This window comes from Amycolatopsis jejuensis, from assembly GCF_000717335.1.
In the GTDB taxonomy this organism is placed as follows: Bacteria; Actinomycetota; Actinomycetes; order Mycobacteriales; family Pseudonocardiaceae; genus Amycolatopsis; species Amycolatopsis jejuensis.
Window position 1 is genome coordinate 12,575 of sequence record NZ_JNYZ01000032.1, and the last position, 15,454, is coordinate 28,028.

The window sequence follows — 15,454 nt, forward strand, 5'->3', positions numbered from 1 at the left end:
GCACGAATCACCGTCGGTAACGGCCTTTCGTCCCTGCGCGGCACCAGCAGGCCGGGCACGGCAGCGAGCGCTCAGCTCAACCGCTGATCCGCGTCAACCACTCACCCAGCAACGACTTCTCCGCCCCCGTCAGGCCTTCCACCTGCGGCAATGCCGCCTGCAACGCCGTCGCCACCGCGGCCGGACCCGGCGTGCGGGACACCGGCCGGTCGGTACTGATCGCGGCGATCACCGCTTCCCGGGCGGTCGGCGACAGTGCTGGGTCTCGCTCGGACACCGGCGTCGCGATCAGGCTCAGCGTCGTCCCGGAACCGGCGGCGTGGATCAGGCCCGCGGCGAGTGGTTCCGGTACCCGCAGACGTCCGGCCTCGGCGACGCGGCGCACGCGGGCCGACAGCATCTCCAGGGAGGCTGCCAGCGCCGGCGACGGCGGACCGTCTGGGCGGGGCCGGGTATTCATCAGCAGGTACAGCGCCGGGTTGGCCAGCCCGAACTCGACGTTCAGGTCCCAGCCTTGCCGTAGGTCGTCCAACGGGTCGGTGACCGGCGGGAGCGCGGTTTTTACAGCCAGGTAATCCGAGAAGCCCTGCACCGCGATTGCGTCCAGCAGGCCGTCCTTGTCGCCGAACAGGCGGTAGATCGTCGGTGGCTGGACGCCTGCTGCCGTGCTCACCGCGCGCGTCGAGACCGCCTCGCCCTTCGCCAGGAGTTCCAGGGCGGCCGTGATGATGCGGGTGCGGGAGGTCATGGCGAGTGAACGAGCGTCAGACCCGTCCGGCCGCGCGGCGCCGGCGGGCGACCTCGGCCAGCAGGACCCCGGCCGCCACCGAGGCGTTCAGGGATTCCACCCCGGCCGCCATCGGGATCGACACCGTCGCGTCGCAGGTTTCCCGCACCAGCCGCGACAGGCCGCGGCCCTCCGAGCCCAGCACGATCACCAGCGGGTCCGCGGCGAGGTCCAGCGAGTCGATGTCGACCGTGCCGTCGGCGTCGAGGCCCACGATCATCAGGCCCTTCGACGCCCACGCGCGCAGCTGGCGCGTGAGGTTGGTGGCGACCGCGATCGGCAGCTTCGCCGCGGTACCCGCGCTCGTCCGCCAGGCCACCGCGGTCATCCCGGCGCTGCGACGCTCCGGCAGCAGCACGCCGTGCGCACCGAACGCCGCGGCCGACCGGATCACCGCGCCCAGGTTGCGCGGGTCCGTGACGCCGTCCAGCGCGACGAACAGCGGCGTGTTACCCGAGTCCTGCGCGGCCTGCATCAGATCGTCCGGATGCGCGTATTCGAACGGCGGGACCTGCAGACCCAGCCCCTGGTGCATCGCGCGGTTGGTCTTGCGGTCGAGCTCCTCGCGCGGGATCTCCAGGATCGAGATTCCCTTGTCACCGGCCAGCCGCACCGCCTCGTTCACGCGGTCGTCGATGTCGATGTTCAGCGCGACGTACAGCGCGGTACCCGGCACGTCCGCCCGCAGCGCCTCGACCACCGGGTTGCGCCCGGCGATCAGCTCCGGCCGGTCGGCCTTCTTCTGCCGCGCCTGGTCGCGCGTGCGGGCGGCGTTCGCGGCGCGGTGCGCCTTGTGCCCCGGCCGGTCTTCGGCCTTCGGCGTGGGGCCTTTGCCCTCGAGCGCCTTGCGCCGCTGCCCGCCCGAGCCCACGACGGCACCCTTCTTGGAGCCGCTCTTGCGGACGGCGCCCTGACGCCGTGAGTTGCCTGCCATCAGTCCTCAATCCTTCGCTGCCGCAACGGGGTCAGGCGTTCCTGACCGTCCACTGCGGACCGTTCGGGGTGTCCTCCACCGCGATGCCCGCCTCGATCAGCCGATCGCGGGCGGCGTCCGCGCGGGCGAAATCCTTCGCCGCACGGGCCTCCTGGCGCTCGGCCAGCTGGGCTTCCACGAGCTTGCCAAGCGCGTCGCGGACGGGCGCGTCCGAACCGCCGTCCGACCACCGCGGCGACAGCGGGTCGAGACCCAGCACGCCGGTCATCGCGCGCACCGTACCGGCCAGTTCGAGCGCCTTCGTGGTGTCGCCTTCGTCCAGTGCCGCGTTACCGTCGCGCACCGTGTTGTGCACCACGGCGAACGCGGCGGGCGTGGCCAGATCGTCGTCCATGGCCGCAGCGAACTCCGGCGCGACCTCGCCCACCGGAGCGTCCCCGGCCCGGCGCAAGAACGCCTCGATCCGCCGATACCCTTGTGCCGCTTCGGAAACCGCGCCGTCGGAGTATTCGACGGTGGACCGGTAATGCGGCTGCACGAGGTAGTACCGCAGCTCCGGCGCCCGGTAGCGCTCCAGCATCGCCGGGATCGAAACCGTGTTGCCCAGCGACTTCGACATCTTCTCGCCGGACATCGTCACCCACGCGTTGTGCAGCCAGTACCGCGCGAACCCGTCGCCGGCCGCATTCGACTGCGCGCGCTCGTTCTCGTGGTGCGGGAACACCAGGTCGACGCCGCCGCCGTGGATGTCGAACTCGGCGCCGAGGTAGTTCGTCGCCATCGCCGAGCACTCCAGGTGCCAGCCGGGTCGCCCGTCACCCCACGGCGTCGGCCACGACGGCTCGCCCGGCTTCGCGCTCTTCCACAGCGTGAAGTCGCGCGAATCGCGCTTGCCGCGCGTCGGCGTCTCGCCCTGCTGGACCTCGTCGAGCTGCTGGCCGGACAGCTGCCCGTACTCCGGGAACGACTTCACCGAGAAGTACACGTCACCGTCGGCGGCGTACGCGTGCCCGCTCTCGATCAGCCGCTCCATCAGCTCGACCATCTGCGTGACGTGCCCGGTGGCGCGCGGCGTGACCGACGGCGGGAGGCAGCCGAGATCCTCGTACGCCTGCTCGAACGCCCGCTCATGCGTGGCTGCCCACTCCCACCACGGACGGCCCGCGTCGGCGGCCTTGGTGAGGATCTTGTCGTCGATGTCGGTGACGTTGCGCACCAGCAGCACGTCGAGTCCACTGTGGAGCAGCCAGCGGCGCAGCACGTCGTAGTTCAGCATCCCGCGGACGTGCCCGATGTGCGGAACACCCTGCACGGTGGCCCCACACACGTAGATCGACGCCGTTCCGCTGCGGACGGGAGTGAACTCCCGGGGGGCACGGGTCGCGGTGTCGTACAGGTGCAAAGCCACGTACAAAGGGTACGGGGTCGGTGTGGGCGACGTCGCAGGACGTCAGAGCACGCCGTGCGCGCGCAGTGCGCCGAGCAGCGCGTCCGGCCGTTCTGCCGTGGGCAGCGGGTCGACGAGGGCGAAGCGGCAGCCCAGCGCGCGGGCGCCGCCGTCGGCCTCCTCGCTGTCACCGACCATCAGCGTCTCCTCGGCCCGTACGCCCAGCCGGTCGATCGCCGAGGCGAAGATCTCCGGCTCCGGTTTCACCGCTCCGACCTCGTAGGACAGCGTGAACTCGGCCACTTGCGCGTCCCAGCCGCGCTGGCTGAACGCGGGCCGGATGTCGAACGCGATGTTGCTGAGCACCCCGGCCTTGCGCCCGCTGCCCGCGACTGCCTTGAGCGCGGCCTCGGTGTCCGGGTACGGCGTCCACTTGCCGGGGGTGATGAGCTGCGCGTACAGCGATTCCGCCTGCTCGCGCCGGGGGACCCCGGACAGCCGCAGCACCTCCAGGTACACCTTCCGGTGCAGCGCCGGGTCGCGGTCGCGGTTGTGCCAGGCGTACAGGTGTTCCTCGTCGAGTTCGACGGACTGCCCGACCGGCGCCGTCATCCGCCGCATCAGCTCGGCCTGTGCTTCGACGTCGAGGGTGACCCCGTCCTCGTCCCGGACGTCGGCGAGCCAGGACTCGTCCTGCTCGAGCCGGAAAAGGGTGCCGGAGAAGTCGAACAACACCGCGTTGATGGCCACGCACCAACCCTATCCGGCAATCCGGGTACTCCGCCGCCGGTTTGTGGCGCCCGGCTCACCCGGTGGTCTGGACCGCGCTCACGCCGGGACCGAGTCGAAGCGGCCTTTCAGGCGGGCACGCAACTCCTGAGTCGGCGTCCCGTCCGCGAGGCCGCCGCCGAGTTCGGCGAAGAACCCTTCGAGACCGGCGGGGGTGACGAGGATCAGCGCGCGGGCGTCGGCGCTCGCGCGGAAGCCGTGGCGGGTGCCGCGCGGGACGTACACCCAGGTCCCGGGCTCGACCTCGAACTCCTCGGTGCCGATGGTGAAGGTGAACTGGCCTTCGAGCACCTGGATGCATTCCTCGCGTTCGCGGTGGATGTGCGGCGGCGGGCAGGCGGCGTTGCCGCGGAAGTCGATCAGCTCGAACGCGCCGCCGGTCTGCGCGCCGCTCACCGCCACCCGCCCGATGACGGGCAGCTCGCGGCCTTCGTCGGGACCGATCACGAGGGGTTGGATTTGCTGCTCGGTCATCTCAAGTCCTCTCCGGGCTGGCACTCGACTGCTATCCTGTCACTCAACTGCCTTCGTGGCACATGAGTGACAGTAATCCGGCGAGAGAGCGAGGTCAACGGGCGATGAGTCGGGACAGCCAGAAACGCCGCACGCGCAAAGCGCTCGTCGAGGCGGCGGGACGGCTGATCGCGGCGGGACAGCGGCCGTCGGTGGCCGAGGTCGCGGATGCCGCCGAGATCTCCCGGCGCACGGCGTACCGGTATTTCCCCAGCGCAGAGCAGCTGTCGGTGGAGGCAACGCTGGAGGCGACCCGGCAGAACATGGAGCTGTCGATCGAAGCGGGCAAGCCCGGCGAGCCGGTGTCCGGCCGGGTCGAACGCCTCGTCGACGCGCTCTCCCGGATGACCCTGGACAACGAAACGCTGCTCCGGCAGATGATCCGCTTCACTATCGACCGCGACGCCATCGAGCCGGGCGTGCCGCCGCGGCCGAGCCGACGGCTGGAGTACGTCGAACGTGCACTGGCTCCGCTACAGGACGAACTGGCGCCGAACGAACTCGACCGGCTGGCCCACGCCCTCACCGTCGTCATCGGCATCGAGTCGACGATCGTGCTGCGGGACATCTGCGGCCTCGATTCCGCGGAAATTCTCCGCGTGCAGCAATGGGCCGCGCAGGCGTTGGTCAGCGCATCAGCAACGCCGTCGCCACCGCGGCAATCCCCTCACCGCGACCGGTGAGGCCGAGGCCGTCGGACGTCGTACCCGACACGCTCACCGGGCCGCCGACGGCGTCGCTCAGCACGCGTTGTGCCTCGTCCCGCCGCTTGCCGACCCGCGGGTGGTTGCCGATCACCTGCACCGTGGCGTTGGACACGCGCCAGCCCCCGGCTTCGAGCAGCGTGCGGACCTCGGCCAGCATGTCCGCGCCGTGTGCGCCGTCCATGCGCGGGTCGCCGGTGCCGAACACCGCGCCGAGATCGCCGAGACCGGCAGCGGACAGCAGAGCGTCACACAGGGCGTGCGCTGCGACGTCGCCGTCGGAATGCCCGGCGCACCCGTCGACGTCCGGCCACTTCAGCCCGGCGATCCAGCATTCCCGGCCCGCTTCGATCGGGTGGACGTCGACACCATTGCCGACCCGCAGCTCGTTCACAGGGGATCCTCCCGGTCCCCGCCCGCGACGAGCGCTTCGGCGAGGGTCAGTTCGAAGGCGCTCGCGACGCGCATCGCGTCCGGATCGCCGGGGACGGTGATGGCGCCTGCCGTGTCGGCGAGGCCCGGGTCGGCGGACGTCTCGAGCGCAGACCTGAACGCGCGCAAGGAAAATCCGATCGGAGTCTGCGCGCTGCGAAGGCTGTCCCGGTCCACGGTGGCGGTGACAACGCCGGTCTCGTCCGTGGTTTTCACCGTGTCCGACATCGGGAGCACCGGCACCACGACGGACGCGCCTTCACGGACCGCGTCCAGCACGTGACGGACAGTCTGTGGCGGAGTGAACGCCCGGAGCGCGTCGTGCACCAGCACGGTTGCGCCGGGAGACAGCGATGGCTCGACGGCGGTGAACACCTGCCGGAGCGAAGCGCCGGACTCGACCCGGCAGGGCAGCCCGCCGAGGGCCGCCGAAAACGACTTCGCACACCGCTCGGGGGCTGCGACGATGACCAGATCGATCTCCGGTACGCCGAGCAGCCCCCGCACGGTGTGCGAGAGAAGTGCAGCACCATCGACCTCGGTGAGCGCAAGCCCGGGATCGGCCGGATGGTGTGCGACAGTCACGAACGCGACACTGACTACCTGCTGGTTCATCAGGTCGTGATCGTAGGGAACCGGTCCGGCGAGGCGAACCGGAGGACCCGGTCAGACCGTCGCGGTCTCCAGAACCTCGTCGAGAAGTGTTTCCGCCTTGTCCTCGTCGGTGCCTTCCGCAAGCGCGAGCTCGCTGACCAGGATTTGCCGTGCTTTCGCCAGCATGCGCTTCTCGCCGGCTGAAAGTCCGCGGTCCTTTTCCCGCCGCCAGAGGTCGCGCACCACTTCGGCCACCTTGTTCACGTCGCCCGAGGCGAGTTTCTCCAGGTTGGCCTTGTACCGACGAGACCAGTTCGTGGGCTCCTCGGTGTGCGGAGCACGCAGAACATCGAAGACCTTGTCCAGTCCTTCTTGCCCGACGACATCACGCACACCGACGATCTCGGCGTTGTCTGCGGGCACGCGAACCGTAAGATCCCCTTGCGCGACTTTGAGGACGAGGTACTTCTTCTCCTCGCCCTTGATCACGCGGGTTTCGATGGCTTCGATGAGTGCGGCACCGTGGTGCGGGTAGACGACGGTCTCTCCGACCTTGAAAACCATGTGTCCTCTGCCCCTTTCGCTGACTCCATCCTAGCACGGTCCCGAGACGGCCACCTAGCGGCCCGGGATCGTCGTCGCAGGTCAGCGGCCTGGACTGGGGTTGACAAACCGGAGCGGCCCGTGCTCATGCAGGTGAGCCGGGAACGGCTGCCCGGCACCGGAATCCCCATTCCGGAATCCACAGTGGACAGTGGTGGAGCGGCGAGCCGCCGATCGACCCCCACCGGTTCCACGTGCGCGGACGCGCCCGGCTAGTCTTCGACGGGACGAGTGCCGTTGGAAGGGAAGGACTCTGACGTGAGGCTGCAGAATCGCCGCGTGCTCGGTGCCGGGGTGGCGGCGCTCGGTGCCGCACTCGTGCTCGCCGGTTGCGGAGCCGGTCAGATCACCCAGACCGACACCCAGGAGCCCGCGGTCAACGGCACCTACGCGCAGGTGAAGACCATCGTGCTGCGCAATGCGGCCGTGCAGTACCCGGCGCAGGGTCCCGGCTACGCGGCAGGCCAGCCCGCGCCGCTCACGCTCACCATCGTCAACCAGGGCCAGCGTGACGACAAGCTCGTGTCGGTGATGTCGGAGGGCACCACCTCGCCCGCGCAGCTCTCCGGCGACACCGCGATCGTCGCCGGCCACTCGCTCGTGATCGGCCCGAAGGACGCCACCGAGTCCACCGCCGAGCACGCCCCGGCGTCCTCGAGCGCACCCGGCTCGGGCGCCACGCAGACCGACCTCGGCGTCGGCAAGGTCGTGCTGCAGGGCCTCAAGCAGCCGCTGTGGCCGGGCGCCACGATCAAGGTCGTCTTCACGTTCCAGAACGCCGGTCCGATCTCGGTCGACCTGCCGGTCGCCGCGCCTGCCACCACCTCGGCGCACTGACCCGGCACACTGACGTTCCGCGATTCTGTCGGTACCCGCCGCTAGCCTCGCTCCTGTGGTGAAGAAGACCAGCACCGTGCACCGGTGCGCGGAATGCGGATACGAGACGCCGAAGTGGGTCGGGCGCTGCCCGGAATGCCAGGCGTGGGGCACGCTCGAGGAACGCGGTAACGCCAAACCGGCGATCGCGCGGGTGGCCGCCGGGGCGCCGAGTGCGCCCGCACGGCCGATCGCGGAGGTCGACGTCGAGGCCGCCAGGGCCAAGGCCACCGGCGTGGCCGAGCTCGACCGCGTGCTCGGCGGCGGTCTCGTTCCCGGCGCGGTGGTGCTGCTCGCCGGTGAACCCGGGGCAGGCAAGTCAACGCTGCTGCTCGAGGTCGCCTACCAGTGGGCGGTCACGGCGGGGCGGGCGCTGTACGTCACGGGCGAGGAATCCGCAGGTCAGGTCCGGTTGCGGGCCGAGCGCACCGGCAACGTGCACGGGGAGATGTACCTCGCCGCGGAGAGCGACCTGTCGTCGATTCTCGGGCACGTCGACGCGGTGAAGCCGGGCGTGCTCATCGTCGATTCGATCCAGACCATGGCATCACCGCAGGTCGAGGGCTCGCCGGGCGGGGTGACGCAGGTACGCGCGGTCACCGCGGGGCTGGTCGCGCTCGCGAAGGAACGCGGGCTGCCGGTGGTGCTCGTGGGGCACGTCACGAAGGACGGGTCGGTCGCCGGTCCGCGCGTGCTGGAGCATCTCGTGGACGTCGTGCTGCAGTTCGAGGGGGACAAGCACTCCACGCTGCGGATGGTGCGCGGCATCAAGAACCGCTTCGGCGCGGCGGACGAGATCGGCTGTTTCGAGCTCACCGAGGAAGGCATCGTCGGCGTACCCGATCCGTCCGGGCTGTTTCTCAGCCGCACGGCGGAACCGGTGCCGGGCACGGCGGTCACCGTTGCGGTGGAAGGCAAACGGCCGCTGCTCGGGGAGGTGCAGGCGCTCGTGTCGAGCAGCGGGATGCCGCAGCCGCGGCGCGCGGTGAGCGGTCTCGATTCGGCACGCGTCGCCATGGTGCTCGCGGTGATGGAAAAGCGCGGCCGGATGAAGCTGGGCGACAAAGACGTGTACGTCGCCACCGTCGGCGGCATGAAGATCACCGAGCCGGCCATCGACCTCGCGCTGGTGCTCGCGCTCACCTCTTCACTGCACGACGTGGCGCTGTCGCCGCGGCTGGTCGCGGTCGGGGAGGTCGGGCTGGCGGGAGAGGTCCGGCGGGTGCCGAACGTCTCCCGCCGCCTTGCCGAGGCGGCCCGGCTTGGGTTCACGCATGCGCTGGTACCGCCGGATTCGGGCAAGCTCCCGGACAGTATCCGGGTGCTGGAGGTGCCCGACGTGGCGAGTGCGCTCAACGCGGCCAACCACGCGAAGTGATCAGCCCGGCTGGTTGGTGATCTCGTAGGTGTACTTCGCCGAGCTGATCCTGGTGCCGGGTTGGAAGCCGTACGCCTGGTTCATCGCCAAGGCCTGCACCTCCACCAGCTGGTTGGTCCTGCGGTCGACGGTCGCGATCAGCTTCACCCACCCGCTGACCGAGATGAACTCCGAATCCGTCGCCGACGACCGGTGGAAGCCACTGTCCGGGTTCCCCATCGCCGAGATGAGCGCGGCCCGCAGCGGGGCCGGAGCCTGCCCGGAGGCGAGCACGCTGAGGATCATCCCGGTTGCGCTCTGGTAGGGGAACCTCATGTCCCGCTGCGGTGCGCCGTAGGTCTCCGGCTGAGCCAGTGGCCCGTATTCGTGGGACCCCTGGGCGGCCATGTCGGTCATGATGCGTTTGATCAGCTTGTTGGCCTCGAGCGGCAAGGAATCGATGAACGTCGGGTCCGGCCGATACCAGCCGGTGCTCAGCGTCGGGCTGGGGTACGGGAAGGCCCCGGCGAAATGTCCGCCCGGCCCGGTCTCCTCGAGCGTCGCCGGCTCGGGCGGCTGGTCGACGACCGCGCGGAGGACGCCGCCGATCGGCTGCGCCCCGGCCATCCGGGTCCAGCGGCGTTTCCACAGCCCGGACGGGTCGGACGGAATCCACCAGTCCACTCGTTGCGGCACGGAGAACGCCGTGCGCCCGTTCACCACCACGGTGCCGGTGTACTCGTTCACGACGTGGGTGAACGGCGCTCCCGCAACCCGGGTGGACGATTGCGGACCGGCGGGGGCGACCGTGGTCGAGGAGTTGCTGATCTCCCGTGCCACGACGACGCCGCCGGTCACCACGATGACGGCCGCAGCCACGGCAATCCACCGCCACGCGCCGGTACGCGTTTTCCTTGGCGGGGAAGACGAATCGGCCGAATCGCTCTCCGCGTCGGCCGCGCGCATCAGGCTCGCCCGTGCCCGGTCGAACTCCGTCCGGTCGGCGCTGCGGTGCGGATGCAGTGCGGCCAATGCCTCGTCGAGCTCGGCGTCGGACCACAGGTGCCGGACATTTTCGTCTCTCACAGTTCCTTCGCCTCCTCGCGGTTCGATGCGGCTGCGTTCGTGCGCAGCCATCGGCGGATCCGGTGCAGCCGGGACCGGACGGTGCCCGGTGGTACGCCGAGTGCTTCGGCGACTTCCACCGGTTCCAGCCCCGCCCAGGAAACCAGCAGGAGCGTGTCGCGGTCGGCCACGCTGAGCTTGGCGAGCGCTCCGGCGAGCTGGGCCGCGCGAGCCTGCGCGTCCACTTGCTCGGCGACGCGGGTGTCGTGCCCGCCGTGGCCGCGCTCGCCGGAGTTCGCCAGCCGCGCCGTGGCCCGCAGCGCCCGGGTTTCGCTGCGGACGTGGTGCCGCAGCAGGTTCGTCGCGATCCCGTACAGCCACGAACGCGCGGTGCCGAGCTCCGGCCGGTACGACTCCCGCCGCCGCAGCGCGACGAGGAACGTCTCGGCGACGAGGTCGTGTGCGGTCTCCGTGCCGACGCGCCGCGAAAGGTAGCGGTGCATCGCGGCGGCATGAGTGTCGAACAGCCGTCCGAAGGCTGGGGCCGGATCGGGTCCGCCCAGGTCGGGGCGGTCCTGCGCGCCGGGTAACACCGGGTCGGGACCGTCGTGGATCACCTGCATACCGGCAATTGCCCGCAGCGCTCCGCAGCGTTCACGGCATCACCAGATCGGGTGATCGCTGAACTTCTCGAGCGTGCTCACTGACGGCCGGACGTACCAGAGCCCCGCCGCGTACCCGGCGAGGCCGATGGCGAAATTCGCCCCCGTCGCCAGCAGTTCGGTGAGGCCGAGCCTGCCGTGGTCGCCCCACAGGTCCACCAGCGCGGACAGCGTGAGGGCGAACAGGCAGCTGATGCACAGCGCGGTGAAACAGGCGGTGAGCACCGTGCGGGTGCTACGGGCGCGGGCGATGACCAGGTAGTCACCCTGCAGGCAGCGGCGCGCGGACAGCACTACCAGCGCGGTGGCGGCCACCGACAGCGCGGGCAGCAGCAACCCGAGGGCGCCGAGCGGTACGCGCGGGAGCCCGTGCCCGTGCAGCGGGCGGTTGACGAACACGGTGAGACCGAGCACGAGCAGCGTGCCGATGAGCAGCGCGACCCCGGTGACCAGGGAACCTGCGCGTACCCGGGCGGCGAAGAGCGCCGGCAGCGGAGCGTACTCCGCGGCCTGCTGCCCGTAGTACTGCTTCACCCGTCACCTCCGCGCCGCAACCCGAATGAACGTGCAAATGCTCGTGAAGACCACCTTAACGGAATCGGATTCCGGCAAGGAGGCCTTCACGGCACTTGTCACCGAGGTGTGCTAACGCCGTGCCCGTCAGTCCTTGGCCGCGAGCAGGTTCGCGCAGCGGATGAGCCCGAGGTGGGAGTATGCCTGCGGGTGGTTGCCCAGTGACCGTTCGGCGACCGGGTCGAACTGCTCCGGCAGCAGCCCGGTGGGACCGGCGGCGTCGACGATCTGCGTGAACAGCTCCTGTGCCTCGTTGCTCCGCCCGGTGCGCAGGTAGGCCTCGATCAGCCAGGCCGCGCAGATGTGGAACCCGCCCTCACCGCCGGGCAGGCCGTCGTCGCGGCGATAGCGGTACACCGTCGACCCGCTGCGCAGCTCCGCCTCGATCGCCGTGACGGTCTTCTGGAACCGCTCGTCGGCCGGGTCGATGAGACCGGTGAGGCCCACGAAGAGCGAAGCCGCGTCGAGGTCGGTGCCGTCGTAGGCGGTGGTGAACGCCTGCACCTCCTCGTTCCAGCCGTGTTCCAGCACGTCGGCCTTGATCCGGTCGCGCAGCTTTGGCCAGGCACCCGGGATCCCGCGGCCGTACTCGTTGCCGAGCTTCACCGCGCGGTCGATCGTCACCCAGCACATGACCCGCGAGTACACCCGGTGCCGCGGCACGTGCCGCTCCTCCCAGATGCCGTGGTCCGGCTCGTTCCAGCGCCGCGTGACGGCCTCGGCCATCGCCCGCACCAGCTGCCAGTCCTCGTCCCTCAGCTCGCCGCGGACCTCGGCCAGCGTGCCGACCAGCTCCACGACCGGGCCGAACACGTCGAGCTGGACCTGGTGGTTGGCGAGGTTGCCGACGCGTACCGGCCGCGACCCGGCGTACCCGGGAAGGGATTCGATGACCGCCTCGGCCCCGATCACGCTGCCGGCCAGCGTGTACAGCGGGTGCAGCCGTTCCGGACCGGCCAAAGTGGACAGCACGCCGTGCAGCCAGCGCAGGTAGCCCTCGGCTTCCTCGAGCGAACCGAGGTGCACGAGCTCCCGCACGGTCATCGCGGCATCGCGGATCCAGCAGTAGCGGTAGTCCCAGTTGCGGACCCCGCCGATCTCCTCCGGCAGCGACGACGTCGCGGCGGCCAGCACGCCGCCGGTGTCGGTGTTCACCAGCCCGCGCAAGGTCAGCGCGGACCGGCGCACCAGCTCGGTCTCCACGGTGGGCAGCTTGAGCTTCGCCGCCCAGTCGCTCCAGTACCGGCCCGCGCGGTCGCGACGGTCCACTTCGGACAGTTCATGGTCGCTGAGATCCGTGGTACCGCACCGGAGTTCGAGCACCACCGGCTCTTCCGGCTTCGGCTCGACGAGCGCGGTCGCGGTGTCGTGCAGACCGTCGGACGTGATGGACCATTCGACGCCGGGCGCCCGCAAGACGAACGGCTCCGACGTGCCGAGCACGCGCAGGCCCTCGGCCTCGGCGACCAGTTTCACCGGCACGCCACCGAATTCCGGCCGCGGAGCGAACACCACCTGCGCCGACGTCTCGCCGGAGATCACCCGCACGATGTCGGTGCGGTGTGCGGGACTTTCCGGTTCGAGGTAGTCCGTGACGAGCAGCCGGGACCAGCGGGTCTCGACCGTCATCGTGTTCGGCAGGTAGCGCTGCCCGAGCGGAAGCCCGTTGCGGTGCGGCTTGATCGAGAAGTGCCCGGCACCCGGTCCGCCGAGCAGGTCGGCGAACACCGCGGGCGCGTCGGCACCCGGGTGACACAGCCAGGTCAGCCTCGCATCCGGCGTGACCAGCGCGACCGAACGCTCGTTGGCGAGCATCGACAGCCGCTCGATCGGCGGCGCCGATTCGCCGTACAGCCAGTTGCGCCGCTCTTCGAGCATGAAGGCGAGCACGATCGCGACGTCGACGGTGTCGGGCACCCGGTAGGCGGCCAGCGATTCGCCGTCGCCGACCTTGATGCCGAGGTCCGGCCCGGACAGCCGGGCGAACGCCTTCTCGTCGGTGACGTCGTCGCCGAGGAAGATCGCGGCGGTGGCGCCGACCTGGTGGCGGAGAGCGTCGAGCGCGTTTCCCTTGTCCGTCTGCACGACCGCGAGCTCCACCACCTCCTTGCCGTCGGTGGTCGACACGCCTTCCCACTTCGCCGGTCCGTCGTGCACGGCGGCGAGCACGCGGCGGCCGGCGGTGTGCTCGGCGCGGCGCACGTGCACCGCGATGCTCGCCGGCTTGACTTCCAGCGACACCCCGGGCACGTCGAGCACCAGCTGTTCCAGCTCGTGCTCCAAGCGCCGGTGCAGGGACTTCGCCTGTTCGTCGAGGGCATGGATGAACCCGATGTCGAACTCGGACCCGTGGCTGCCGACCAGGTTGACCTCGGCGGGCAGCCGCGACAGCGTCGCGAGGTCCCGCAGCGCCCGCCCGGAAATCACGGCGGTGGTGGTTTCGTGCAGGCCGGCGAGAGATCTGAGCGCCCCGACGGACTCCGGCAGCGGCCGGGCCTCGTCGGGGTTGGCGGTGATGGGGGCCAACGTGCCGTCGTAGTCGCAGGCGACCAGCAGGCGCGGGGTACGGGCGATCTGCACGATCGCGCGCCGTAGTTCCGCGGGCAACGCCTCGGCGGTCAACACTCCTCCTCAGGAGGTCCAGCGCGGTACGGGGGGAGGTCAGTCGACCGGCTCGGCGCCCAGTGCCTGCAGGAACGAGCGCGCCCACCGGTCGACGTCGTGGGTGAGGACCTGGCGACGCATGGCGCGCATCCTGCGTCGGCCCTCGGCGGGGTCGAGCGTAATGGCAGCCTCCAACGCGTTCTTCACCCCGTCCAGGTCGTGCGGATTGACGAGAAAAGCGCTGGTCAGCTCTGCCGCCGCGCCGGCGAACTCGCTCAGCACGAGCGCCCCGCCCAGATCGGGGCGGCACGCGACGTACTCCTTGCAGACGAGGTTCATCCCGTCGCGCAGCGGTGTCACCACCATGACGTCGGCCGCGGAGAAGAACGCGGCCAGTTCGGTGCGGTTCACCGACTGGTGCAGGTAGTGCACGACCGGATGCCCGACACGCGCGAACTCGCCGTTGATCCGGCCGACCATCTGCTCGATCTCGCCGCGCATCCGCTGGTAGTGCTCGACGCGTTCGCGGCTCGGGGTGGCCAGCTGCACGAACGTGACGTCGCCGGGTTCGAGCCGCTCCTCGTGCAGCAGCTCGTGCAGGGCCTGCAGGCGCAGGTCGATGCCCTTGGTGTAGTCGAGCCGGTCGACGCCGAGCAGCACCGTCTTGGGGTTGCCGAGGCTCTGGCGGATCTGCTTGGCCCGCTCGGCGACCCCCTTGCTGCGCGAAAGGGTGTCGAGACCGGCCGCGTCGATGGAGATCGGGAACGCGCCGACGCGCACCGTGCGGTCGCCGACCTGCACCATGCCCGGCCGCGACCGCACGCCGACCGCGCCGCGCGTGGGTTCGAGGCCGACGAGCTGCCGGGCCAGCCACAGGAAGTTCTGCGCGCCGCCGGGGCGGTGGAAGCCGATCAGGTCCGCGCCGATCAGCCCGCGCACGATCTCCGCCCGCCACGGCAGCTGCATGAAGAGCTCGACCGGCGGGAACGGGATGTGCAGGAAGAAGCCGATGCGCAGGTCGGGCCGCAGTTCGCGGAGCATCGTGGGGACGAGCTGCAGCTGGTAGTCCTGGATCCACACGGTGGCGCCGTGCGCGGCGACGGATGCGCTGGCCTCGGCGAACCGGCGGTTGACCCGCACGTAGCTGTCCCACCACGCACGGTCGAACACCGGCCGCGCGACGACGTCGTGGTACAGCGGCCACAGCGTGGCGTTGGAGAAGCCTTCGTAGTAGTCACGGACCTCGGCCGAGGTGAGGGAAACCGGGTGCAGCACGAGACCGTCGTCGTCGAACTCGTCCACGTCGACGTCCGGAACGCCCGGCCAGCCGACCCAGGCGCCTTTGCGGGACCTGAGGAAGGGTTCGAGCGCGGACACCAGCCCGCCCGGGCTGGCCGTCCAGCGGCGCTCGCCGCCTGCCGTGTGGTCGAGGTCGACGGGCAGCCGGTTGGCGACCACCACGAAGTCCGCGGACGGTGCGCTGTTCCGGTCGGCGATCACGTCAGTCACTCCAGCTGCTCCCTCGTCATCGGCGGGTCGCGGCCCCACTGAAACCCTAGCGCGCGAGGTGTGAC

The 15,454-nt window shown here is 70.4% G+C and carries 16 protein-coding genes; 3 read left to right on the top strand and 13 right to left on the bottom strand.

Features of this window, described 5'->3' with window-relative positions; genetic code table 11:
- Positions 1-76 precede the first annotated feature (76 nt).
- The 5 genes from OO71_RS35510 to OO71_RS35530 all read right to left on the bottom strand — a co-directional run bounded on the left by OO71_RS35510 (position 77) and on the right by OO71_RS35530 (position 4,371).
- Entirely contained in the window at positions 77-748 is a 672-nt protein-coding gene (locus tag OO71_RS35510) for a TetR/AcrR family transcriptional regulator (protein WP_033294395.1), read from the bottom strand.
- A 16-nt stretch (positions 749-764) separates the two neighbouring features.
- Positions 765-1,721 (bottom strand): 23S rRNA (guanosine(2251)-2'-O)-methyltransferase RlmB, encoded by a 957-nt coding sequence (rlmB, locus tag OO71_RS35515; protein ID WP_033294396.1) that lies wholly within the window; start codon positions 1,719-1,721, stop codon positions 765-767.
- A gap of 31 nt (positions 1,722-1,752) precedes the next feature.
- A complete protein-coding gene (gene cysS, locus OO71_RS35520; RefSeq protein ID WP_033294397.1) occupies positions 1,753-3,129 on the bottom strand; it encodes a cysteine--tRNA ligase in 1,377 nt (458 codons plus the stop codon).
- Positions 3,130-3,171: 42 nt separating this feature from the next.
- On the bottom strand, positions 3,172-3,858 hold the full coding sequence (locus tag OO71_RS35525) for an HAD family hydrolase (RefSeq protein ID WP_033294398.1): 687 nt from the start codon (positions 3,856-3,858) through the stop codon (positions 3,172-3,174).
- 78 nt (positions 3,859-3,936) lie between these two features.
- Positions 3,937-4,371 carry a cupin domain-containing protein gene (locus OO71_RS35530; protein WP_051792623.1) on the bottom strand — a complete coding sequence of 145 codons (435 nt, stop codon included), beginning with the start codon at positions 4,369-4,371 and terminating at the stop codon, positions 3,937-3,939.
- Positions 4,372-4,475: 104 nt separating this feature from the next.
- Here OO71_RS35530 and OO71_RS35535 point away from each other — a divergent pair, with 104 nt between their 5' ends.
- Positions 4,476-5,093, top strand: coding sequence for a TetR/AcrR family transcriptional regulator (locus OO71_RS35535; protein ID WP_051792624.1), 618 nt, complete (start codon positions 4,476-4,478; stop codon positions 5,091-5,093).
- Here OO71_RS35535 and ispF read toward each other — a convergent pair.
- From ispF to OO71_RS35550, 3 genes are read right to left on the bottom strand one after another with little or no spacing between them, the layout of a single operon-like run.
- A complete protein-coding gene (ispF, locus tag OO71_RS35540) occupies positions 5,038-5,499 on the bottom strand; it encodes a 2-C-methyl-D-erythritol 2,4-cyclodiphosphate synthase (protein WP_033294477.1) in 462 nt (153 codons plus the stop codon). The genes OO71_RS35535 and ispF overlap by 56 nt on opposite strands.
- Positions 5,500-5,504: 5 nt before the next feature.
- Positions 5,505-6,161, bottom strand: coding sequence for an IspD/TarI family cytidylyltransferase (locus OO71_RS35545; RefSeq protein WP_033294399.1), 657 nt, complete (start codon positions 6,159-6,161; stop codon positions 5,505-5,507).
- A gap of 51 nt (positions 6,162-6,212) precedes the next feature.
- Positions 6,213-6,704 (bottom strand): CarD family transcriptional regulator, encoded by a 492-nt coding sequence (locus OO71_RS35550; RefSeq protein WP_033294400.1) that lies wholly within the window; start codon positions 6,702-6,704, stop codon positions 6,213-6,215.
- A 297-nt stretch (positions 6,705-7,001) separates the two neighbouring features.
- On the opposite strand from OO71_RS35550, the gene OO71_RS35555 reads away from it, so the two are divergent.
- Positions 7,002-7,580 (top strand): copper chaperone PCu(A)C domain-containing protein, encoded by a 579-nt coding sequence (locus OO71_RS35555; protein WP_033294401.1) that lies wholly within the window; start codon positions 7,002-7,004, stop codon positions 7,578-7,580.
- Positions 7,581-7,635: 55 nt separating this feature from the next.
- A complete protein-coding gene (radA, locus tag OO71_RS35560) occupies positions 7,636-8,997 on the top strand; it encodes a DNA repair protein RadA (protein WP_033294402.1) in 1,362 nt (453 codons plus the stop codon).
- On the opposite strand, the gene OO71_RS35565 is transcribed toward radA, so the two are convergent.
- The 5 genes from OO71_RS35565 to OO71_RS35585 form a co-directional block, all read right to left on the bottom strand.
- The gene (locus OO71_RS35565; RefSeq protein WP_033294403.1) at positions 8,998-10,062 is read right to left on the bottom strand and encodes a hypothetical protein; all 1,065 of its coding nucleotides are present in this window, start codon (positions 10,060-10,062) and stop codon (positions 8,998-9,000) included.
- Complete coding sequence (locus OO71_RS35570) at positions 10,059-10,664, bottom strand: RNA polymerase sigma factor (RefSeq protein WP_033294404.1); 606 nt, start codon at positions 10,662-10,664, stop codon at positions 10,059-10,061. The genes OO71_RS35565 and OO71_RS35570 overlap by 4 nt, the downstream gene beginning before the upstream one ends.
- A gap of 39 nt (positions 10,665-10,703) precedes the next feature.
- Positions 10,704-11,237: a hypothetical protein gene (locus OO71_RS35575; RefSeq protein WP_033294405.1), complete on the bottom strand. Its 534-nt coding sequence runs from the start codon at positions 11,235-11,237 to the stop codon at positions 10,704-10,706.
- 126 nt (positions 11,238-11,363) lie between these two features.
- Positions 11,364-13,898, bottom strand: a complete 2,535-nt coding sequence (gene otsB / locus OO71_RS35580) for a trehalose-phosphatase (RefSeq protein WP_033294478.1) — start codon at positions 13,896-13,898, stop codon at positions 11,364-11,366.
- 39 nt (positions 13,899-13,937) lie between these two features.
- Positions 13,938-15,389 (bottom strand): alpha,alpha-trehalose-phosphate synthase (UDP-forming), encoded by a 1,452-nt coding sequence (locus tag OO71_RS35585; protein ID WP_033294406.1) that lies wholly within the window; start codon positions 15,387-15,389, stop codon positions 13,938-13,940.
- Between the last annotated feature and the right edge of the window lie 65 nt (positions 15,390-15,454).